Below are 20,976 nucleotides of genomic sequence, written 5' to 3'. Positions count from 1 at the left end.
TCAGGGGGCCGCCCCGTTCTCCCGCAGCGCATACTGCCGTCCCAGGAGAAGATCGTACTGAAGGAGCCGGTAGTCCTCCAGCAGGGTCCGCTCTTCCCGGGGCAGGGACTCCCAGTCCCAGACCTCTCCATCGGTTCCCCGCATGTAGCGCCCCAGCACGGGGATCCTGCGGCGGACCCGATCGCCCACCCCGAGGAAGCCTGGCGGGGGTATGCGCATCGTCTGGAGGAGATAGGCGGGAAGCGCGTTGACGCTCAGCTCGGTTTCCTCGCGCGGGAGCTGGAAATTTGCCCACACGACGAGGGGCCCCCGGCGGGTTCTGCGGGCCTGTTCGGCCTCGGACCGCCCGGCCAACTGCGCGAACAGGGGGCGAAGCGCGTTACCCGAAAGCGGGGCCATGTGATCGCCGAGGATCGCGATGATGGTGGAGTCCCGCTGGCCGCGGAAGTACTCGACCAGAGTCCCGATCGCCCGGTCCGCCTCCCGAATCGCGTTGATGTACTCCTTCACCTCGCCCATCGGGTCGTCCGACTTCGCCCCGAGCACGCCCAGATCGGAGCTGCGGTACGTCCCGGAGTTGTAGGGAGAGTGGGTCGAGGAGGGGAAGGCGAACACGAAAAATGGACGAGGGCCACGACTGGCTTGAATGACGGATTGGACCACCGCGTTGTCGGAGGGCCAGCCTGGCCGGGCCGCGCGCTCCACCCCCGGCATGTCGTTGAGCCACACGACATGATGAAAGCCCAGCAGGTCGTACACCCGCTCCCGATTGTAGTAGTACTTGGCGTCGGCCTGGATCGCGGTGGTCGCGTAGCCCAGATCGGCGAGGGCGCGCGGAAGCGACGGCATCGGATGCCGAATGTGCTGCTTGAACGGGAGGCTTCCGATCGGCAGGAAGCTCATCGTCATCCCCGTGAGGAGCTCGAACTCGGTATTGGCCGAGCCGCCGAAGCGCTCGGGGACGATCCCGTGTCCGTAGATGTGGGTCTTGCCGAGGGCCCGGACATTGGGAATGGGATCGCTGGTGTAGTGCAGGCCGAGATCATCCGGGTCCATGAAGGATTCGACCAGATAGAGAATCAGGTTCACGTGCCCAGGGGGGCGCTGCACCGAAGATCCGGTGCCCCAGGTCCGGCCCATCGCCGTGGCAACCGATTCGGGTGAGTAACCCACCGGGCTCGGCACCAGCAGCGCTGGGATCTCGGAGACGAACGACAACAACAACCCGTTCGCTCGCGCTTTCTCGCGGTGGAGATCGCCGGGGGCTCCGACCAGCAGGAGCAGGCGGCCGGCCAGCGGCTGAGTGGGCGCCAGGTAGAAGACCAGCGGAAGTGTGATGAGGGCGACCAGCGACGCGACGCCGAGCAGCAGGCGACGCGGCAGCGACAATCGCCATGGCTCGGTTCGGTGCGCTGCCACGAGTGCCACGACCCAGAGTCCGGCAGCGACAACGATCATGAGGAGGACCGTCGTGCCGAAGAATCGGCGGAAGAGCGGCACGAACTCGGCCACCCTGAGCACGTCGAGCGGCTGCACCGCCGAATGCATGTACTCGATCTTGGCGATCGTCGCGAGGTCCAGCAGGAGGAACGACGGCGCCACCAGCAGGAGTGCGATGGCCACTCTCCGGGTGACCGCGAACACCAGCACCAGCGCGCTGAACAGCAGCAGGGTATTGGTGACCCAGGCATCCACCATCACGACCTCGCGCCTCAGGCGGGCGTCGACTCCTCCCCATTCGAATGTCAGATCCGCGGCGGCCGTGAGGACACCCGCGGAGACGAGGAGCACGAGGAGCGCGAGCAGCGAGGCTGCCCTGGGGCTGCCGCGGGCGGCGCGGTAAATGGCCCTGGTCTCCCGAGGCATCAGGGCCGCGCATGCGAGGGCGGCGCACGCTGGAGGCACCAGCCACTCCAGGTAGAAGAACCTCTGCCACACCCCGCGACCGATGAACGCACCGAGCAGCAGCCTCGAGAGGTGAGTCGCCAGGAGGGCGAGCAGCAGACAGGCACCAACCCTCGGAAGCACGCGGCGCAGAGCGCCCCCCTGATCGGGAGCCACTGCGCCATAGGCCAGCGCCAGCCCCGCACAGAGCCCCGCCCAGAACAACCCCTGGACCAGCGGACCGTAGATGGGGACCGACCGACCCGGAAGCGTTCCCGTCCACGACGCCAGGACCGCGGCGGCCGCGATGACCGTGAGTATCGGCACACTCGGCGTCAGCTCGCGGCACGAGGTCCGGTCAGCCATCCGGGGACCCTCATCGAGTTCATGGTGGCTCCTTAGTGCGCTCTGGCGTGCCAGGCTTCAGCGATATCCGCGGCTGTACTCCTTGACCAGAATCACCTTCACCCGCGGCTCCCGCGTGAGATACGCCAGCGCCGCCCGGGCGCGCAGGCTCCCGCGCGGCTCCAGATACCAGAGCAGGACGTCGCTGTCGGGGAAGTACGCCTCGATGAAAGGAAGCGAGCGATAGCTCGAGGACAGGGCGTTCACGTCGCTGGCGGCCAGGTTGGCCCTCACACCCTCGTAGTACTTCCTCAATGCGTCCGGTGCCATCGTGTGCGGATCGAGATCGGGGAAGAGGTAGTACGAGGTATAGAACCCGTTCGCGGTGAAGCAGGCGAGCGCTCTCGGATTGGTCGACTCCACGACGGTGTGGCTCACGACGCCGCGTCTCCGAGCGATGGCGAGCAGCACTCCGCACGCGGCCGCTGCGTTGCCGTCGGTCAGATTCTTGAAGTCGAGCCAGAAGTAGTGATCGGTGATATCGGGAACGGCCGCCAACAGGCTGTCGAGGGACAAACCCACCGATGGAACCGGAGGGTGCCCCACATCGAAATACCCGGCCGCGGAGTCGAACATCACGTCGATTTCCAGGCCGCCGTATTTCCTGGCCATCCGCGCGGCGCGCTGGACGCTGTTGACTCGGTGGAGCCACAGCTTCACGGGAAAGGGGGGCTCGCGCCGACGGGTTGCGGCATGCACCGGGGGAAGGCTCGGCAGCCGCTCGGACAGCCCGGCGAACTCGCGGTACGCCACGGCCAGCTGGTAGGCATTCCAGCCGAGCACACCGATCAACCCGGCGAGCAGCAACCCAGCCGCGACGCGTCCGGGCCTGCGCGGGAGCTCCTGTTCAGCCGGCATGCCCCCGCGCCGCCTCTCCCAGCAATCCGACCGCATCGCGCAGCTGCCGGTCCGACAGATATGGCGCCGGGCCGAGCCGTAGGACATCCCCTCGGGCATCGGTCCACACGCCTCGCGCCCGGAGCTCACGCACCAGAGCGGCCGCCACCGGGCTTCGGAGAGCGAGGAAACCACCGATCTCGCCGAGCGGGCACTCGCGGTCGCGGCGCACGATCGCGGGATCGAGATCGAGGGCGTCGAAGGTGGAGGCGAGCAGCCCGACCTGGTGCTGACTCACCGCCCTGAGGAGCTGAGGCGTGAGCCCGCGCTCCCGGAAAAACTCGAAGACGGAAACGGCGCGATAATGACTGGTCGGATCGTAGGTCGCGCCGGCGAATCGGTCGCCGCCCTGCCCATAGGCCACTCGCTCCACGCGCTGCCGGTCCGTCAGCACGGTGAACTCGCTGAACCACCCGGTCACTACGGGGCGAAGCTCGCAGTCCGCCGGGATCCTCAGAAAGCAGTTGCCCTCCCCGAGCTGACAGTACTTGTATCCGCCGCCAACGATGAACGCGTCGCCGAGTCCCTCGTCCGTGACCGAGAACGGCACGACGTCGAGCGCATGATACGCGTCCACCAGCAGACTGCTGCCGTGCCGCCGGCAGCTCGCGGCCACGTCGGCGAGCCCGTGGGCCATGCGCCCGGTATCGAAGAAGACGGCAGAGACCAGCACCAGGGCCGTCCGATCATCTACCGCGCCGCTCAGCCGGGCAGCCAGTGATTGGTGGGGGGCCTGGGGGATGCGGACAACGGTGAGACCTGCCTCCTCCAGGCGATCCAGCTGACGGCGGATGCTGTGGAACTCACCGTCGGTGGTCACCAGCCGGGGTCGCGTGCCCAGCGGCAAAGCGGAGAGCAGACGGACCACCAGCTCGTGGGTGTTCGCTCCCAGCGCTATCCCTCCGCCCGCGTCTCCCAGGAGCCGGGCGAATCCCTCGCGCACCCGCTCGGCTCGAGCCAGCGCGTGTTCCCACTTCTCGTCGACGTAGCGCGCCGCGTCTTCCCAGGCCTTCACCTGGCCTTCCAAGGCGCAGTCCGGCCAGGCCTGGTGGGAGTGCCCGGTGAGCAGCAGTCGCTGTGCGACCCCGAAGCGGGAATAGTGTGGCGCGAGAGCGTTGGGAGAGGCGAAGAGGGAGGCGGGGTCCATGGCCCTGGCGAGGCTCAGAGCTCGGTCCTGATGGCCCACAGATCCGGAAACAGTGGCTGATTGAGTGTGGCCAGCAGGTAGTCCGCGCCCGCGCTTCCCCCGGTGCCACGGCGGGTGCCGATGGTCCGCTGCACCATCTTCACGTGCCGGTAGCGCCACTCCATGATGCCTTCATCGAGATCCACCAGCCGTTCGCACAGCTCTGCCTCCGCCGATTGGCTGCGGTACACGGCAATCAACGCATCGCGGAGACCGGGGGAGGGCTCCACTCGCCGGGTCACGTCCCGCTCCAGGTCGCTCCGGGGCACCGGGACGCCGCCGGCAGCCAGATGGCGCAGGAAGCCATCCCAGAGCGAGGGTGAGTGCAGCCGTCGCTCCAACCGCCGGCGGACCTCGCTCCCCGCCGGGTGGCGCTCCACCGCCTTCTGATCCTTCCATCCCAGCGCGAACTCCAGCTCGCGGAACTGGAACGATTGGAACCCGCTCCCCGACTCCAGCCGGTCACGGAACGACAGGAACTCGAGTGGCGTCATCGTTTCCAGGATGTCGAGCTGCGCCACCATCACCTTGAGGATGGTCAGAATGCGCTTGAGTGTGCCCCGGGCCCTGGCGCCGTCGTTGCGGGAGAGCAGATCCTGGAGGTGATCCAGCTCGTGGAGGATCTCCTTGAACCAGAGCTCGTACACCTGATGGATCACGATGAAGAGCATCTCGTCGTGCTCCGGGCCCTCCGACAGAGGACACTGGAGCGCGAGCAGCTCATTGACCTTCAGGTATTCGGCGTACGAGGGCATCCGGTGGTCTCTTCGCAAGGGGAGGCAACACAAGAGTAGCAACAGCCGCGGCGACGCGCACGCAACGCCGAGCCGGATCTACCGCAGTCGGGGAGTGTACCGGTTCAAGGTTGCGTACTCCGGCGGCCAGGGAAGCGTGTACCCCAGGTCGGCGGCCGCGTGCCGGGTCCAGTACGGGTCCCACAGGTGCGCTCGCGCCAGCACCACCAGATCCGCCCGGCCGGCGGCCAGGATGGTGTTGACGTCCGCGGGGGATGAGATGTTCCCCACCGTCATCGTCGGCACCCGCGCCTCATGCCGGACCCGGTCGCTGAACGGGGTCTGGAACTGCCGACCGTAGACCGGCTTCGCTTCGGGGACGGTCTGGCCCGCGGAGACGTCCACGATGTCGGCCCCCGCGGCAACCACCATCCGCGCTACCTCCACCGCATCGTGCGCCTCCGTGCCGCCGGGCGCCCAGTCGACGGCCGAGATCCTGACGGACAGCGGCTTGGCCTGAGGCCACTCGGCGCGGACCCGGGTCACGATCTCCAGCGGGTAGCGCATTCGGTTGGTGAGGGATCCGCCATACTCGTCGGTTCGCCGGTTGGTGAGAGGCGAGATGAACGAAGCCAGCAGGTACCCATGCGCGAGGTGGAGCTCCAGGAGGTCGAACCCGGCAGCGTCGGCCATGCCGGTGGCCCGGACGAAGTCGGCGGCGACCTGGTCCATGTCGGCCCGGGTCATCTCCCGGGGGATCTGGTTGTGGGAACGGTAGGGGATGGGAGACGGCGCGATCAGCGGCCAGTTCCCGTCGGGCAGCGGCTCATCCTCGCCCTCCCACAGCCGGCAGGTCGATCCCTTCCTCCCCGCGTGCGAGAGCTGCAGGCCGAGCTTGGCCTCGCTCCCTTGATGCACGAACTCCACGATCCGCCGCCATGCGGCAACATGACCCGGGAGATACATCCCGGCGCAGCCGGGGGAGATCCGGCCTTCCCGGCTCACGTCGGTCATCTCCGTCATCACCAGCCCGGCGCCGCCGATGGCCCGGCTGCCCAGGTGGACCAGGTGCCAGTCGTTCGGAAGCCCGTCCTCCGCCCGGTACTGGCACATCGAGGAGACCACGATCCGGTTGGGCAGCACCAGCTCGCGAAGCCGGTAGGGGGTGAACAAGGGTGGAGGACACGGCTCGAGCGTCACCGGACGCCCGCTCTGCCTGGCAGCCTGCTCGGCGAACCAGCGGTCGACCTGGCTCACCAGGGCGGGATCGCGAACCTTCAGGTTCTCATGGGTGATGCGGAGGCTGCGGGTGAGCAGATTGAAGGCGAACTGCAGCGGCTCGGTATCGTGGTAACGTTCCACCGATTCGAACCACTCGAGGCTCGCCTGGGCCGCGCGCTGGAGGCTTTCCACCTGCGGCCGCCGGCTCGCCTCGTAGCTGGCGAGCGCGCCGGGAATCGATCGCTCGGCTCGGAGCGCCGCCGCCAGCGCGATGGCGTCTTCCATCGCGAGCTTGGTGCCGGAGCCGACCGAGAAGTGCGCCGTGTGGGCGGCGTCGCCCAGCAGCACCACGTTCCCCGAGTGCCAGCGCGCGTTCCGGACCGTGGGAAACCGGCGCCAGATGGAGCGGTTGGCCACCAGCGGATGGCCCTGCAGCTCGTCCTGGAAGAGCCGCTCCAGGTACGCGACGGTGCCCCGCTCGTCGTTCGCGTCGAGTCCACTCGCCTGCCAGGTGTCTTCCCTGGCCTCCACGATGAAGGTCGAGCGTCCGGGAGCATACTGATAGGCATGGGTGCGCCAGAGCCCGGCCGGCGAAGGCTTGAAGTAGAAGGTGAACGCGGGAAACGCTCGGGCGCTGCCGAGCCAGACGAAGCGGTTGTAGCGCCAGTCGAGCTGAGGTTGGAATGTGTCAGACAGCTGGTCGCGGATCAGGCTGGCCACGCCGTCCGCCGCGACGATCAGATCGGCGGCGGGAAGGCCGCAGTCGGTGAGATCTCGAATCTCGCGCTGCCACTGAACCTCGACGCCCAGCGATTGCGCCCGCCGGGCCAGCAGGTCCAGCAGGGTCTTCCGTTCCACGCCCGAGAAGCGATGCCCGGTGGAGCGCATGACCGTGCCGCGGTAGTGGATCTCGATCTCCTCCCAGCGCGCGGCAGCGGCGGCCATTGCGTCGTTGGTGTCGGGATCGGCCTCGCCGACGTTCTCCAGCGTCTCGTCCGAGAACACCACCCCGAAGCCGAACGTGTCCTCCACCCGGTTCCGCTCATAGACCGTCACCTGGTGGCTGGGGTCGTCGCGCTTGAGCAGGATGGCGAGATAGAGGCCGGCGGGCCCCGCCCCTACGATGGCGACTCTCACCTGGCGGCCGGCTCCCACGGCGGGGCCACCAACCGGCGGCGGCCGATGGCGGGGCGCGGCGGATCGTCGCCGTCGAGTTCGAGGTGATCCCAGAGCTTGCAGGTCACGGGCTTGTGCACCTGGTCGAGGCCCTCACAGTAGTTGGTGAAGACACAGCGCCGCACTTCGCCGCCCAGGCCGAGCCTGAGCTTCCGGAACCAGTCGGGATCCGCCAGGCTCTGTCGTGCCGAGGCGATGATGTCGGCGGCGCCGTCCCGCAGCAGCTCCTCCGCCTGCTCGAACGTCGAGATGCCACCCGACAAGACGACCGGCGTCCGGCACCCCGCGGCGAGTACCGCGTCCCGCACCGCGCGGGTGGCCTCCCGGTTCCGGCCGAACGGTCCCCGTTCATCCGATCGGACGGTCGGCATGCACTCGTACCCGCTGGGTCCGGTGTAGGGATACCGGGCCCAGCCCACCCGCGGCTGCTTGGCGTCCTCGAACTTGCCCCCTCGAGAGAGCGAGAGGTAGTCCATTCCCGCCCGCGCGAACTGGGCGCCGAACCAGGCGGCATCCTCGGACGTGTAACCGCCCGGGATACATTCCTCGGCCAGGAACCGGCACCCGACCACGAATCGCTGGCTTACGTTCTGCCGCACCGCGTGGAAGACCTCGAGCGGCAACTTCACCCGCTCCGCGCGCGACCCGCCGTAGCCATCGTCGCGCTGGTTGAGGGTGGAGAGAAACGACGCCATGGTGTAGGCGTGGGCGCAGTGCAGCTCCACCCCGTCGAACCCCGCCTCCTCCGCGCGGGCCGCCGCTCGAGCGAACAGCCCCGGCAAGACGCGCGGCAGCTCCCGGATGTGGGGCAGCCCGGTATCCGTAACTCGTTCCCGCTCGCCGAATCGCAGGCTCTCCAGCTCGCGCTCAGTGAGGAACCGGGGCCACTCCGCCTCCGGCATTCGCGCCAGGGTCTCCCGGATGGCGTCGTCGCTGCCCGGCACTAGAGTGCGGTGCCGCTCAGTGAGGACCAGGAACTCCCGGAAGTATCGCTCCGGCTCGGGGCGGCGGCGGATCCGGAGGAAGTCGATGATCTGGATGAACAGCCGAGTCCGGCCACCGCTCGCCTGCCGGACGGTGCGCACCAGCTCCCCCAGGCCGGGAATGAACCGGTCGTCTCCGATCCGGAGGAGCGGTCCGCTGGGAATGTCGCGGATCCCGGTGGCCTCGACCACCAGAGCCCCGGGCTGCCCTCGCGCGAACCGCTCGTACCACGCGAGCACCTCGGGTGTCACCACTCCGTCAGCGGTCGCCCGCCACGGCACCATGGCGGGAACCCAGGTGCGCTCCCGCAGCTCGAGCCGGCCGCACTCGAGTGGGCTGAACCAGAGCGATCGCGCCGCGTCCGCCAGCGTGGGTGGATGCGTCTCCGGGATCGGATACTTGACGAAGGGATCGGGATGCCACATGGCTCAAGGCTAAAGCTAACGGCCGCCGTCAGCCGGGCCAGCAGCTACCGGGGAGCCACGTCAGCCTTCCTTCAGGAGCTCCCCTGCGATGATCAATTGCTGAATCTCCGTCGTGCCCTCGTAGATCCGGAGCGCCCGCACGGCGCGGTACAGTCGCTCCACTGGATGATCGGCCAGCACGCCGCGTCCTCCGATGAGCTGCACCGCGTCGTCAACAGCCCGCTGGGCCATCTCGGTCGCGAAGGATTTGGCCATGGCGGCCTCGCGGGTGATTCGCTCCTGTCCCTGGTCCTTCTCATAGGCCGCCTGATAGGTGAGGAGCCGCGCGGCCGTGAGATCGGTGGCCATCCGGGCGAGCTTCTGCTGGACCAGCTGGAATTGGGCCAGGGCGGTGCCGAATTGCTTCCGCTGCTTCACGTGAGCGAGTGATTCGGCGAGCGCGCGAGCCGCCATGCCGCAGGCCGCGGCCGCCACGGTCGGCCGCAACCGGTCCAGTGCCGCGAGGCCGAGCCCGTACCCGCGTCCCTCGTCGCCGAGCAGCGCATCGGCAGGAACCCGGCAGTCCTCGAAGGCGATCTGACCCAACGGATGCGGCGCGCTCAGCACCTGAGGGCGGAACCGGAGTCCGAACGTGTTGGCCGGCACCAGGAAGCAGCTGATCCCTTTGGCACCCTTAGGCCGGTCGGTGGAGGCGAACACGATGTAGAGATCGGCGATGCCGGCGTTGGAGATCAGAGTCTTGGCTCCGGTGATGACGTATCCTGATCCCTCGTGCCGCGCGTTGCTGGCAATGGCGGCCACGTCCGACCCCGCCTCGGCCTCGGTCATCGCGAAGGCGGTCATGACCTTGCCCTCGGCAATCGGTCCAAGCCATCGGTCCTTCTGCGCCTGCGTTCCGCCCAACAGAATCGGCGTGGTGCCAAGCCCCTGCAGCGCAAACACCGCGTCGGCGAGCGGGGACACTTCGGCGAGTGCTTCTCGCATGAGGCAGCAGCCACGGAGGTCGAGATCGAGAATCGGCTTGAGCCACCCGCCCACGCCGAGTATGCCAAGCAGCTCGCGCGCCTCCTTCCGAGCCGCGGCATCGTCGGCCGGCTCCGGGCGCGGAGCGATCTCAGCCGTCGCGAAGCTCCTGGCTTGGTCCGCGAAGACCGGATGATGCGGCTCGAGAAAGGTCCGGATCAGCTTCGCGTCGGGCATGACCTACTCGAACCTCGGTTCGCGCTTGGCGCGGAACGCCTCGTAGGCTTCACGGAAGTTCGGGTTCTGCATGCACTCGGCTTGGGCCTTCGCCTCCCATTCGAGGGCGGAGACCAGGGTCATCGCGGCCTCCTCATTGAGCGCCTGCTTGGTGACGCCGAGCGCCACCGACGGTCCCCGCGCCAGCCGGCTGGCGACCTCGGTGGCTTCGGCCATCAGCCGCTCCGCGGGGACCACCCGGTTGTAGAGCCCGATCTGGACTGCGCGCTCGGCGCTGAGAAAGTCACCCAGCATGAGGATCTCGCTCGCGTGCGCCATGCCGACGATGCGAGGAAGCAGCCAGGCAGCGCCCATGTCGGCGCCCGTGAGGCCCACCCGGGAGAAGAGAAAGGCGATCTTGGCGCTCTCCGCCGCGATCCGGATGTCGCTGGCCGCCGCGATCACCGCTCCTGCGCCGGCCACGGTTCCGTTGAGCGCCGCCACCACCGGGCGGCGACACTGGCGGATGGAGAGGATGAGATCGCCCGTGAGCCGGGTGAAGTCGAGCAATCCGGCGGCATCCCTGGTGAACAGCGCGCCGATGATGTCCTCGACATCTCCGCCGGTGCAGAAGGCTCGCCCGGTGCCGGTGATGATGATGGCGCGAATGCCGGGCTCAGCGTCGAGTGCGCGGAAGGTGTCCCTGAGCTCGGTGTAGACCTCGAAGGTGAGTGCATTGAGTCGCTCGGGCCGGTTGAGCGTGATCGTGGCGACGGCGGTCGCCGGGTCGACGGTGTAGAGAAATGACCTGGGATGCAGGGGCGTCACAGATTTCCCTTGTGCTGCCCGCCATCGACCGAGAGATTGGCCCCAAGCACCGCGGTTGCTTCGATCTCCACCACCGCCTGCGGATCCACCAGCGACGTCACCTCCACCAGCGCCATCGCCGGGTAGTGTGTCCCCATCCGGCGTCGGTACACTTCGCCCAGGGACTTGAGGCTCGCGCGGTACTGGGCCATGTCGGTGACATAGATGGTGAATCGCCCGATGTCACCCGGCTCGCCGCCGGCATGGCGGAGGACGGCGAGCAGGTTGTCCAACGCCCGATCGAACTGAGAGACGAAGTCGGTGGCCGGCACTCGCCCCGAGCTGTCCCGCGCGGTCTGGCCCGCGATGAAGAGCATCCTTCCCCCCGCGTGCGCCAGCATCCCGTTGTTCCAGCCGCGGGGCGCACCGAGCTCCTCGGGGTTGATGATCGCGAAGCGGCCGGCCATCTGATCTCTCCCGTCCAGGACCACGATCTCTCCGTTGGGAGCATGGGGAACCGCAGTGGCGGCGAGCGAGACCACCGCCGCCGCCACCTCTTCGGGCGCGATCAAGCGGACCTGACCCTCGGAGTCGAGGGCGGCCGCCAGCGCTTCCTCGCGGGTGCGGCCGGTCTTGGCCATGATCCTGGCCACGGTCTCGGATGTCATCTCGGTATCGACGAAGCCGGGGCAGACGGCGTTCACCGTCACCCCGCTGCCGGCAACCTCGGCGGCCGCCGACCGGGTGAGACCCAGCAGCGCGTGCTTGGCAGCGGCGTAGGCCGCGAGATACTTCCCCCCGCGGAGACCCGCCGTCGACGACACGTTGATCACTCGGCCCTGCTGCCGCTCGAGCATCCCCGGGAGAAACGCCCGGGTGCATAGGAAGGCCCCGGTGGCGTTGATGGCCAGGAGCCGATTCCAATCCTCGAGCGAGGTCCGGACCACAGGCATCGACCCGGCGGCGCCCGCGTTGTTGACCAGAACCGCCACCGGTCCCAGCTCGGACGCCGCGCGGGAGAGGGCCTCCACGCTGGCTTCGCTGGTCACGTCACAGACCACCGCCCTCGCCCGGCGGCCCATGGCCACCAGCGCGGCGGCCTGGCGCTCGATCTGCTCGCCCGTGCGGGCGGCGACGACCACATCGAGACCGGCGTCCGACAGCGCGCGGGCGGTGGCCGCTCCGATCCCGCGGCCGCCGCCGGTCACCACAGCCACTCCACGGCTCAGGGAGCTCATCTCGTCTGCTCGGCCCTGGCGGTGAGCTCGGCTTGCACCGCTTCGTCGAGAATCTGACCGAGCACCTCGATCGTGGCCCGGCCCTCCTCGGCGCTCGCCTGGGCCGGAAAGCCGAAGTACGCCTGGGCGCCGCCCGCCTCCTCGAAGCTCCGCTTGCCATCGCGGATGGCACGGGACAGGGAGACGGGGTTCGCCGGCAGCGAGGCCATCAGTGCCCCGCGGACCAGCTCCGGCCGTTCGGCCAGCACGACCGACGTCTCGAACTGCCCTGCGTGGCACGCGCCGCTGCGGAATTCGTCCCCCAGCCGGAGGGCCCACGGCTTGGCCGCGAGGTTGGGACATGCTACCGCGAGCTCGAGATCGCGTCGGATCAGGGCGGCGGCGGCATCGAGCGAGCCGAGGTGTTCCGGATCGAGATGCGCGTTGGCGATGGCCAGCACTCCGAACTCATGCCGTACCAGGCACGCGGCGATGTCCCGCACCGTCGCCGTGACCGTCTCCGGGCGAAGCGAGAGCGTCCCCGCAAAGTTCTGCGCAAATGCCGCGGCGGTGTAGGTCAGCGGCGGGAGAACGACCACCCGGAGTCCCCGCGCGCTCAGCCGGGCGGCACCGGCGCGCGCCATCGCCTGGGCGATGATCACGTCCGTCTCGAGCGGCAGGTGCGGACCGTGCGCCTCGATGGCGCCCACCGGCAGAATGGCGGCGGACCCCGGGCCCGCGGCCTCGCGTGCGTCTTCCCAGGTCATTCCGGCGAGCGGCTGCAAATATCGCCGAGTTCTTTCTCGATGTTCGGACGGTTCGACTGCCGGAGGTATTACATAGGGGCCCTGCCTCGCATTCTGAAGATCGGCGCACCCGTTGTGATGGTCAACCCGGACCTCGATTCCCGCTCATCCAGTGCAGCGCGCCGGGCTTACCCATGGCGGCTTCTATGCGCATTTTGATTCGCGGGACGACCTGATGGCGGAGGCCCCCGACGCTTTCTCGACCGGGTCCCGCCCGACGGGTCCCAGCCCGGCCTCTCGCGGCTCGCTCCTCGGACGTCAATGGTGAGGCCGGTGGCCGCCTCGCAAGGTGTACGTGCTATGACGACCGACGATCCCGCCCGTCTCAACATCGCCGACTTCTTCCTCGATGCCCGGGTACGCGAGGGCCGGGGCGACCGGACCGCGCTGGTGACCGATGCCGGACGGTGGACCTATCGTGAGGTCCAGGCGTTGGCCAACCGCTATGCCAACCTGCTGAACTCGGCGGGAGTGGCGCCGGAACAGCGGGTGATCATCGCCCTGCCCGATGGGCCCGACTACGTGGGGGCGCTGTTCGGCATCCTCAAGATCGGCGCCGTGGTCGTCATGGTGAACCCGGAGCTCAAGCCCGAGGCCATCGAGTATTTCTTCGAGTACAGCCGCGCCGCAGTGGCGCTGGTGGGCGCGGTGCACGCGGACGCGTTTGGCGCCGCGGGCCGCCACGCTGCCCATGCACCCGCGCTGCTGGTCGTGGGCGGCAGCGACTGGAGATCGCGGCTCGACGCGGCACCGGCGACCCTGAGGAACTACCCCACCCACCCGGATGATGCAGCCATCTGGCTCTTCTCCGGCGGCACCACCGGTCGGCCCAAGGCAGCGGTGCAGCCGCATCGCTCGTTCGTCAACACGGCACAGTGCTACGCCCGGCAGGTCCTCAGGTATACCGAGGATGATGTGACGCTCTCGGTGCCCAAGCTCTACTTCGGCTACGCTACCGGCTCCAATCTCCTGTTTCCCTTCGCGGCCGGCGCCGCCAGCGTGCTGTTCGACGAGCGTTGCACCGCGGACGCGATCTTCAGCCGGATTGCCCGAAACCGGCCCACCATCCTGATCACCGTGCCCACCATGGTGAACCAGATGGTGAGTCATCCCGAGGCCGGCCGTCAGGACCTCTCCTCCCTGCGCCTGGCCACCTCGGCCGGAGAGGGCTTGCCCGAGGAGTTACACGCCCGCTGGGACGAGCGGTTCGGGGTTCCCCTGCTCGATGGCCTGGGTACCGCCGAGATGTGGCACATCTTCCTGTCCAATCGCCTGGGCCGGGTGCGCCGTGGCACGCTGGGCGAGGCGGTGCCTGGGTTCGAGATCAAGGTGGCGGACGAGGAGGGCCGGGAAGTACCCGACGGGACCATCGGGCACCTCTGGGTGCGGGGCGGCTCGCGGGCGCTGGGATACTGGCAGCAGCTGGAGAAGAGCCAGGCCTGCTTCCGAGGGGATTGGGTGGTGACCGGAGACCTGGTCCGGCGCGACGCCGACGGCTACTACACCTATGGTGGCCGAGCCGACGAGCTGCTCAAGGTATCGGGCAAATGGCTGTCGGCCACCGAGGTGGAGGGCTGTCTGCTGCAGCATCCCGCGGTGTCGCAGGCGGCGGTCGTGGGCGTGGCCGATGCCAATGGGTTGATGAAGCCGCACGCGTACGTCGTTCCGCGCGAGTCCTTCGCTGGCGCTCAGGAGCAGGGCCTAGTGGAAGAGCTTAAGGCATTCGTGCGCGACCGCCTGGAGCCGTACAAATGTCCGCGCGAGGTGATCTTCCTGGCTTCACTCCCGATGACGCACCTCGGGAAGGTGGATCGGGGCAAGCTCAGGGCGCCGCCGAGTGGGTGAGATCGACTACCGGGTCGACCGCGGCGTCGCGGTCATTACCTTCGCCAACCCACCCGTCAACGGCCTGTCGCACGCGGTTCGTGCCGGCATCTCAGCGGCGCTGGAGCGTGCCCGCACCGACCCGTCCGTCCGGGCCGTCGTCCTCACCGGGGCCGGTGGTCTCTTCTCCGGTGGCGCCGACATCCGCGAGTTCGGCACGCCGGCGAGCACGGCGGATCCCACCCTGCGCCGGCTCGTCGAGCTGGTGGAAACGAGTGCCAAGCCGGTGGTCGCCGCGATTGCCGGAACCTGCCTCGGCGGCGGCCTCGAGCTGGCGATGGCCGCGCACTATCGCGTCGCGCGTGCGGACGCAAAGCTCGGCTTGCCGGAGGTAAAGCTTGGGCTTCTGCCGGGGGCGGGTGGCACCCAGCGCCTGCCGCGGCTGGTGGGTGTCGCTAGGGCGATCGAAATGATCGTGAGTGGCGAGGCGGTGCCGGCCACCGCGGTCGCACACACCGCCCTGCTCGATCAGGTGACCGACGGCGATCCGCTCACTCAAGCAGTGGACCTCGCGGCCTCCACCGCCGTCGCGACTGGGCCTCCTCCCAGAGTTCGCGATATCCCGCTCGACGAACCGAACCTCGCGACGCTGTGCCAGGCCGCGCGGGCCACGCTCGAGACGGCGCGGCCCCTGCTGCCGGCGCCGGTCCGCGCGGTGGACGCGATCGCGGCGGCGGGCGGACCGTTCGATGAAGGCCTGGCCACCGAGCGGCAGACCTTTCTCGAGCTCATGGAGTCGCCGGAGTCGAAGGGGCTCAGGCACGCGTTCTTTGCGGAGCGCGCGGCAGGCAAGGTGGACGGCATCACGCCATCGACTGCCATCCGCCGGCTCGAGCGGGCCGCGGTGATCGGCGCAGGCACCATGGGCGCCGGGATTGCCGTCGCGCTGCTCGACGCCGGCATTCCGCTCTGGCTCGTCGAGACCGATCAAGCGGCGCTGGACCGCGGGCTAGCGCGGATCGCGGGGATCTACGACGCGCAGGTTCGAAAGGGCAAGCTCGCCGAGCCCGAGCGCGAGCGCCGCCTGGCCCTGCTCCGGCCGACGCTTTCCTATGAAGCCATCGGCCAGGCCGACCTGGTAATCGAAGCGGTGTTTGAATCGCTCGAGGTCAAGCGCCAGGTCTTCCTTGCGCTCGACCGGGTGATGCAGCCGGGCGCCATCCTCGCGACCAACACCTCGACACTCGATGTCGACGCCATCGCGGACTTCACCCGCCGGCCCGCCGACGTGCTGGGCCTCCACTTCATCAGTCCGGCGAACGTGATGCGGCTGCTGGAGATCGTGCGCGGACGCACCACATCGCCCGAGGTGCTCGCGACGGCGCTCACCCTCGCCAAGACACTCCGAAAGGTGGGGGTGGTCTCTGGAGTCTGCGACGGATTCATCGGCAACCGGATGCTGGACGGCTATATCAGGCAGGTCTGGTACCTGCTCGAGGAAGGTGCCACGCCGCAGCAGATCGACCGGGCCATGGAGACCTTCGGGTTCGCCATGGGCCCGCTTCGGGTCGGCGATCCGGGGGGCCACGATGTCAGCCCCCCCGCGCCATCGGTCGTCGTGGAGGAGCTCATCAGCTCGCACCGGGCGGAGATCGGGATCTCTCCCCGCCGGATCGACGACAGCGAGATCGTCGATCGCCTGGTCTATGCCCTGGTGAACGAAGGCGCGAGGATCCTCGAGGAAGGGATCGCGGCCCGGGCGAGTGACATCGACGTGGTGTATCTCACCGGCTACGGTTTTCCGCGGTCACGCGGTGGCCCGATGTTCCATGCCGATAACGTGGGGTTGGATCGGGTCTTACGGAGGGTACGTGAGTTCGGGAGTAATTCGCACGGCGATCCCGGCTTCTGGACGCCGGCACCGCTGCTGGTGCGCCTGGCGGCGTCGGCGGGGACGTTCAGCGGAGGGTCATAGTCCACCTCCTAACATCGAAGCATCCCTAGGCCCCCCCCCCCCTTGACATTGTATGTTATAACATGTAATATCAGCCTATGGTCAGTCGCCTGCTCGCCGAGATCAAACAGACCAAGCCGTTCGCCCGGCCGGGGGAGGAGGCACTGGTGAGCATCCTGCGCACCGCCGCCGTGGTAGAGCACGAGATCAACGATGTGCTCAAGCCGTTCGACCTCACCAGCACCCAGTACAACGTGCTCCGGATCCTTCGCGGCGCCGGATCGACCGGTCTCTGCGGCCGCGAGGTCGGTGAGCGGCTGATCACCCAGGTGCCCGACGTCCCACGGCTGCTGGACCGGATGACCGACGCCGGCCTGATTGCCCGCGAGCGCGATCCCGCCGACCGGCGGCACGTCACCGCGCGCATCACGCCGAAGGGACTGCGCCTGCTGGACGACGCGGAGCCGGCCCTCAGTGCCATTGAGCGGAGGCGAATGGGTTCCCTCCGCCCGGACGATATCCAGGCGCTGCTTCGCCATCTGGAGGCCGTGCGGTCGGGAACCTAATGGTGTTTTGTTGGTACAATGGGTGTTATAACACATACTAGGGAGGATCCAATGTTCACCACTACCTCGACGGTCCCGCTGGACGTGGCAACGGTAAGCGGGGGTCTGCTGATCGCCCGGCTGGTGCTGGGGCTCGCCATGGCGGCACACGGTACTCAGAAGCTCTTCGGCTGGTTTGGCGGCTACGGTCTTGCGGGAACCGGCGGCTACTTCGAGGGCCTGGGATTCCGGCCGGGCCGGCTCTTCGCGGCCGCGGCGGCCCTCGGCGAGATCACCGGCGGCCTGCTGGTGACGCTGGGCCTGTTCGGCCCGATCGGCCCGGCCCTGATGATCTCGACGATGCTGGTGGCGATCGCCACCGTCCACTGGAGTAACGGCTTCTTTGCGAGCGGAAACGGCGTCGAGCTGCCGTTCCTCTATGCCGCGGGCGCACTGGCGCTGGCCTTTACCGGCTTTGGCGGCTTCTCGCTCGACGCGCTCGCAGGGTTGGCGGGACTCTACTCGCCGGGGTTCGTGACGCTCGCGGTGATCGCGGGGGTGCTGGGCGGACTCGGCACGCTCGCGCTGCGGCAGTCGGCGGGCAAGCCGGTCGAGGCTCACAGTTGAAGCATGTCCAGGTGGGCTACCCAGCCGCTGGCCGTTCGCGAATCGAACGTCGCGGCTGGGACACCCTGGAACAGTGTCAGTCTCTCGTCACCCGAGTGAGGCCGTTCCGCGCCTCGGTCACGTACGACTGCAGTTGGGGATCGGCCTGGCGCCAGACATCGATGACGAACTGGTATGAGTCTTTTGCTTTCTGACGCTCGCCTAGACCCTCGGCGATGCGGCCTCGCTCCAGCACACCGAACACCAGAAGCGCGTTCCCGCCACTCCAGACCCAGCGATCCAGCACCGCTCCTGCACGCCGGGCCTGGCCGAGCCGATTGAGCAATCTGGCCTCGGTCAGCTTCTCGTAATAGCAGTCGTTCTCCAAACACAGAGTGTCCGGGATGGCCTGAAAAAGGCCCAGGGCACGGACCGAATCAGCTCGAGCCAGGGCGAGATAGGCGGTCGCCGCAGCATGGAGGTATCGGCCTTGGAACTGACCGCGGACGGTTTTCTGTCTCGAAACCTCCTGCCTGGCGCGAGACGCGAAGCGCGCCAGGGACGCCGTGTCTCCTCGCGCCAGCCACCAGGGGAGACCACGCAGCTGCCGCGCGACGTTGAAGGGAGGCATTGGCCAGGGTGTTCGGGAGTCGAGCGCGTGCCCAAAGGTTGTGGCGGCCAGTGATTCCGGGATCACCCCCAGGAGGCTGAGACTGAGGAACGGATCCAGGAATTCGCTGAACGGTGAGGCGCTCGCGTCGAGGAGCAAACGACGGTCGGCCGCATACGCCTCCTGTAGGTGGCCTCGGTAGGCAAGCTCGAGCGCCAGGTACTGATCGTACATGAGTGTGTCCGACGTGGGATCGACACCACTGCCACTCCGCATGGTCAGCGCTCGGGCGAGTCGGATTTCGGTTTCGCCCGAGTCGGCCCACCAGCCGAGCTGGATGAGCCCGGCGCCGAAGAGCACCCGTGCAGACACGCTGTCGATCACCCGCGCAGCCTCCGGTGCGTGCGACCGCTTGGGATCGAGCATCAAGGCGGCGAGACGAATCGTACGCGCATTGACATCGGTTGGGTCGAGACGCAGGTAGGCGTCCGCATACCTCCGGGCCAGGTCGGGGCGGTTCAACCGAATCGCCAGGTGCACCGTGTGCTCGTACGCCGGTGCGAACCCCGGGTCGAGGGCGATTGCGTGGTCGAAGGCCTCAAGTGCTGGGCCGGGGACACCGCCCAGCGGAGGATGGTCGTGAAATCGTGCCTCACCGAGCTCGAGCCACAACTCGGGATCATCCGGGTAGCGTCGGACCGCTTCCTCCAAGCTGGAAAGCTGACGATAACTGAAGCGAACCAAAACGGCCGGGTCAGTCGCCTCCTTGATCGCAATGGCAAAGGAGTCGGCGGCGATCAGCACGCTATCACGGGGGGAAAGCTCGCGACCCAGCGCCACCGCCCGTCGCCTGTAATCCTCCCCGGGCCGGTACGCGTCGGCGGTCGCGGGGTCCCAGCTGAGTGCCAAATCCATACGGCGAAAGGCGATCGCGAACGTGCTGTCCTGGGCGATCGCTTGGTCGTAATAAACCAGGGCAGAGTCCCAGAGCCCACGCCGATAGAACTGCTCTCCATACAGGAAGGCCTTCAATGCGGGGAGCGATCTGGAGCCGATCGAGACCCTTCGCACCGCCCCGATCGGGCGATTCCGTCCCAGTACCTGGAGGATCCTGACGCCGAGTGAGTCGGCCAGGTCACCCATGACCGCCGTATCACCTCGGACCTCGAGATCGGCCACCGCACGCTGCCGGGCCACGTCCAGCACAGTCGCTCTGAGGCTGACGGTGTCCCTCGCCTTGCCTATACTCCCAAAGACCACCAGCCCGGCGCCAGTCAGCTGGCCGAAACTCGCGGCAGACACCCGATCGGCACGGCCGTGCCACCGCTTGATCCCGACCGTCTGCGGGACCGTGCGCAGTGGTCCGGCCCCATCGAGGTCCCGGGAGAGGATGTCCACCAACCCCTCATGCCAGATGTCCAGCGACGGGTCGAGCACGTCGAACGGGGCGATGGCCAGAAGATTGGGGTCGGTCCGCGAAGCCGGCAGAGTCCGCAGCAGCAGGACCCCGGCCGCGACCAAACCGGCCAGCCCGGCGGCCACGTGCCAACCGCGGAGCGCGACAAGCGAGCGGCGCGACGGTGCGGCGCCCGGATGGCTCGGCGGTTCGGCGAGCTCTCCCGCCGGCGCGAATCGGCCGGCAGGGATTACTTCGTTGCCAGCGACACCGTGGCCAGCCGTTCCGTGGCCAGCTGTTCCGTTGCCGGCTATCCCGTTGCCGGCTATCCCGTTGCCGGCCACATGGCGGTGCCGTTCGATCCACTCCGACAATTCCGGTGGCGGATCGGCGCCGAGTTCAGACCGCAACAGCCGGCCGTATGCCTCTCCCGAGCGCAGCGCCTCGGCCCGCTCCCCGGCACTCTCCAAGGCTTTCATCAAGCCGAGTGCCGCATGCGAGCTGAGCGGATCGAGCTCGAGGAGGCGTCGCCACCGGTCCGCCGCCACACGGTGCTCGCCGCGTTTGGTGGCGTCAGCCGACAACACCTCCAGCGCCGCCCGGCATCGGCTCGCCAGCCGTGCCCGCTCGGTCTCCGCCCAGGTCTCGAACTCCCCGCCCCCATTCAGGTAGAAGCCGTCCAGAAATGGTGCGGTGTAGAACGAGACCGCCCGCGTTGGATCGTTCTCCTCCAGCGCGGAGGAGAACAACTCTACGTCACTCGAGATCACGAGGGGATTGAGCCGCAGCTGGATCGAGCCGAGGAAGAGCTCGGGCGCGTGCAGGTCACGGCGGAGCGCGTAGCAGGCCTGCTTGAGGAGTCCCCGCCCGCGCTCGGCGTCCGTCTCGGGCCACAGGGAGGCGATCAGCTTGTCACGGCTGAGGCCGCGGCTGCCGGAGGCGGCAAGCAGAGCGAGCAGCCCCAGCGTTTTCCGTTGCTGGGCCGCGCCAGTGCCAGGGATGCCGTCGAGGTCGACTGAGAGCCCGCCGAACGTCTTGAGGTGGAGCATTTTGCCCCGTCTGACCGGTCTTTGACCGGCCTCTCACCGAGTGCCTCTAACTTAGCCCCCGTTCCGCGAAG

General features: G+C 68.2%; 15 protein-coding genes. 4 read left to right on the top strand and 11 right to left on the bottom strand.

Annotation, left to right across the window (positions count from 1 at the left end):
* The 10 genes from VHR41_17195 to VHR41_17150 form a co-directional block, all read right to left on the bottom strand.
* Window positions 1-2,250, bottom strand: a complete 2,250-nt coding sequence (locus tag VHR41_17195) for an LTA synthase family protein (protein HEX3235933.1) — start codon at window positions 2,248-2,250, stop codon at window positions 1-3.
* A gap of 57 nt (window positions 2,251-2,307) precedes the next feature.
* Entirely contained in the window at window positions 2,308-3,147 is an 840-nt protein-coding gene (locus tag VHR41_17190; GenBank protein ID HEX3235932.1) for a hypothetical protein, read from the bottom strand.
* Window positions 3,137-4,333 carry a hypothetical protein gene (locus tag VHR41_17185; protein HEX3235931.1) on the bottom strand — a complete coding sequence of 399 codons (1,197 nt, stop codon included), beginning with the start codon at window positions 4,331-4,333 and terminating at the stop codon, window positions 3,137-3,139. The genes VHR41_17190 and VHR41_17185 overlap by 11 nt, the downstream gene beginning before the upstream one ends.
* 14 nt (window positions 4,334-4,347) lie before the next feature.
* The gene (locus tag VHR41_17180) at window positions 4,348-5,127 is read right to left on the bottom strand and encodes a tryptophan 2,3-dioxygenase family protein (protein ID HEX3235930.1); all 780 of its coding nucleotides are present in this window, start codon (window positions 5,125-5,127) and stop codon (window positions 4,348-4,350) included.
* A gap of 78 nt (window positions 5,128-5,205) precedes the next feature.
* The gene (locus VHR41_17175; protein ID HEX3235929.1) at window positions 5,206-7,464 is read right to left on the bottom strand and encodes a bifunctional salicylyl-CoA 5-hydroxylase/oxidoreductase; all 2,259 of its coding nucleotides are present in this window, start codon (window positions 7,462-7,464) and stop codon (window positions 5,206-5,208) included.
* The gene (locus tag VHR41_17170) at window positions 7,461-8,912 is read right to left on the bottom strand and encodes a hypothetical protein (protein ID HEX3235928.1); all 1,452 of its coding nucleotides are present in this window, start codon (window positions 8,910-8,912) and stop codon (window positions 7,461-7,463) included. The genes VHR41_17175 and VHR41_17170 overlap by 4 nt, the downstream gene beginning before the upstream one ends.
* A gap of 60 nt (window positions 8,913-8,972) precedes the next feature.
* Window positions 8,973-10,112, bottom strand: a complete 1,140-nt coding sequence (locus tag VHR41_17165) for an acyl-CoA dehydrogenase family protein (protein HEX3235927.1) — start codon at window positions 10,110-10,112, stop codon at window positions 8,973-8,975.
* Window positions 10,113-10,115: 3 nt separating this feature from the next.
* Window positions 10,116-10,919 carry an enoyl-CoA hydratase family protein gene (locus tag VHR41_17160; GenBank protein ID HEX3235926.1) on the bottom strand — a complete coding sequence of 268 codons (804 nt, stop codon included), beginning with the start codon at window positions 10,917-10,919 and terminating at the stop codon, window positions 10,116-10,118.
* Window positions 10,916-12,136 (bottom strand): SDR family NAD(P)-dependent oxidoreductase, encoded by a 1,221-nt coding sequence (locus VHR41_17155; GenBank protein HEX3235925.1) that lies wholly within the window; start codon window positions 12,134-12,136, stop codon window positions 10,916-10,918. The genes VHR41_17160 and VHR41_17155 overlap by 4 nt, the downstream gene beginning before the upstream one ends.
* Complete coding sequence (locus VHR41_17150) at window positions 12,133-12,882, bottom strand: creatininase family protein (GenBank protein HEX3235924.1); 750 nt, start codon at window positions 12,880-12,882, stop codon at window positions 12,133-12,135. Before VHR41_17150 ends, VHR41_17155 begins: the two co-directional genes overlap by 4 nt.
* Before the next feature lie 339 nt (window positions 12,883-13,221).
* On the opposite strand from VHR41_17150, the gene VHR41_17145 reads away from it, so the two are divergent.
* The 4 genes from VHR41_17145 to VHR41_17130 all read left to right on the top strand — a co-directional run bounded on the left by VHR41_17145 (window position 13,222) and on the right by VHR41_17130 (window position 17,871).
* Window positions 13,222-14,766 (top strand): benzoate-CoA ligase family protein, encoded by a 1,545-nt coding sequence (locus VHR41_17145; GenBank protein HEX3235923.1) that lies wholly within the window; start codon window positions 13,222-13,224, stop codon window positions 14,764-14,766.
* On the top strand, window positions 14,759-16,720 hold the full coding sequence (locus VHR41_17140) for a 3-hydroxyacyl-CoA dehydrogenase NAD-binding domain-containing protein (GenBank protein ID HEX3235922.1): 1,962 nt from the start codon (window positions 14,759-14,761) through the stop codon (window positions 16,718-16,720). Before VHR41_17145 ends, VHR41_17140 begins: the two co-directional genes overlap by 8 nt.
* Before the next feature lie 77 nt (window positions 16,721-16,797).
* A complete protein-coding gene (locus tag VHR41_17135) occupies window positions 16,798-17,265 on the top strand; it encodes a MarR family transcriptional regulator (GenBank protein ID HEX3235921.1) in 468 nt (155 codons plus the stop codon).
* A 51-nt stretch (window positions 17,266-17,316) separates the two neighbouring features.
* Window positions 17,317-17,871, top strand: coding sequence for a DoxX family protein (locus VHR41_17130; protein HEX3235920.1), 555 nt, complete (start codon window positions 17,317-17,319; stop codon window positions 17,869-17,871).
* Between the two features lie 76 nt (window positions 17,872-17,947).
* Here the strand turns inward: VHR41_17130 and VHR41_17125 are convergent, their stop codons facing one another.
* Window positions 17,948-20,905, bottom strand: a complete 2,958-nt coding sequence (locus tag VHR41_17125; protein HEX3235919.1) for a BTAD domain-containing putative transcriptional regulator — start codon at window positions 20,903-20,905, stop codon at window positions 17,948-17,950.
* Window positions 20,906-20,976 lie beyond the last annotated feature (71 nt).

The sequence above is a fragment of the Gemmatimonadales bacterium genome (assembly GCA_036265815.1).
Classification (GTDB): Bacteria; Gemmatimonadota; Gemmatimonadetes; order Gemmatimonadales; family GWC2-71-9; genus CAVVWJ01.
Note: the sequence above shows the minus strand (reverse complement) of the source record. Positions and strands in the feature narration are given on the sequence as shown.

Bases quoted from the DNA above. Each gene is read 5' to 3' on its own strand.
- VHR41_17195 (HEX3235933.1), bottom strand. From the start codon at position 2,250: ATGGCTGACCGGACCTCGTGCCGCGAGCTGACGCCGAGTGTGCCGATA.
- VHR41_17190 (HEX3235932.1), bottom strand. From the start codon at position 3,147: ATGCCGGCTGAACAGGAGCTCCCGCGCAGGCCCGGACGCGTCGCGGCT.
- VHR41_17185 (HEX3235931.1), bottom strand. From the start codon at position 4,333: ATGGACCCCGCCTCCCTCTTCGCCTCTCCCAACGCTCTCGCGCCACAC.
- VHR41_17180 (HEX3235930.1), bottom strand. From the start codon at position 5,127: ATGCCCTCGTACGCCGAATACCTGAAGGTCAATGAGCTGCTCGCGCTC.
- VHR41_17170 (HEX3235928.1), bottom strand. From the start codon at position 8,912: ATGTGGCATCCCGATCCCTTCGTCAAGTATCCGATCCCGGAGACGCAT.
- VHR41_17165 (HEX3235927.1), bottom strand. From the start codon at position 10,112: ATGCCCGACGCGAAGCTGATCCGGACCTTTCTCGAGCCGCATCATCCG.
- VHR41_17155 (HEX3235925.1), bottom strand. From the start codon at position 12,136: ATGAGCTCCCTGAGCCGTGGAGTGGCTGTGGTGACCGGCGGCGGCCGC.
- VHR41_17150 (HEX3235924.1), bottom strand. From the start codon at position 12,882: ATGACCTGGGAAGACGCACGCGAGGCCGCGGGCCCGGGGTCCGCCGCC.
- VHR41_17145 (HEX3235923.1), top strand. From the start codon at position 13,222: ATGACGACCGACGATCCCGCCCGTCTCAACATCGCCGACTTCTTCCTC.
- VHR41_17135 (HEX3235921.1), top strand. From the start codon at position 16,798: ATGGTCAGTCGCCTGCTCGCCGAGATCAAACAGACCAAGCCGTTCGCC.
- VHR41_17130 (HEX3235920.1), top strand. From the start codon at position 17,317: ATGTTCACCACTACCTCGACGGTCCCGCTGGACGTGGCAACGGTAAGC.
- VHR41_17125 (HEX3235919.1), bottom strand. From the start codon at position 20,905: ATGCTCCACCTCAAGACGTTCGGCGGGCTCTCAGTCGACCTCGACGGC.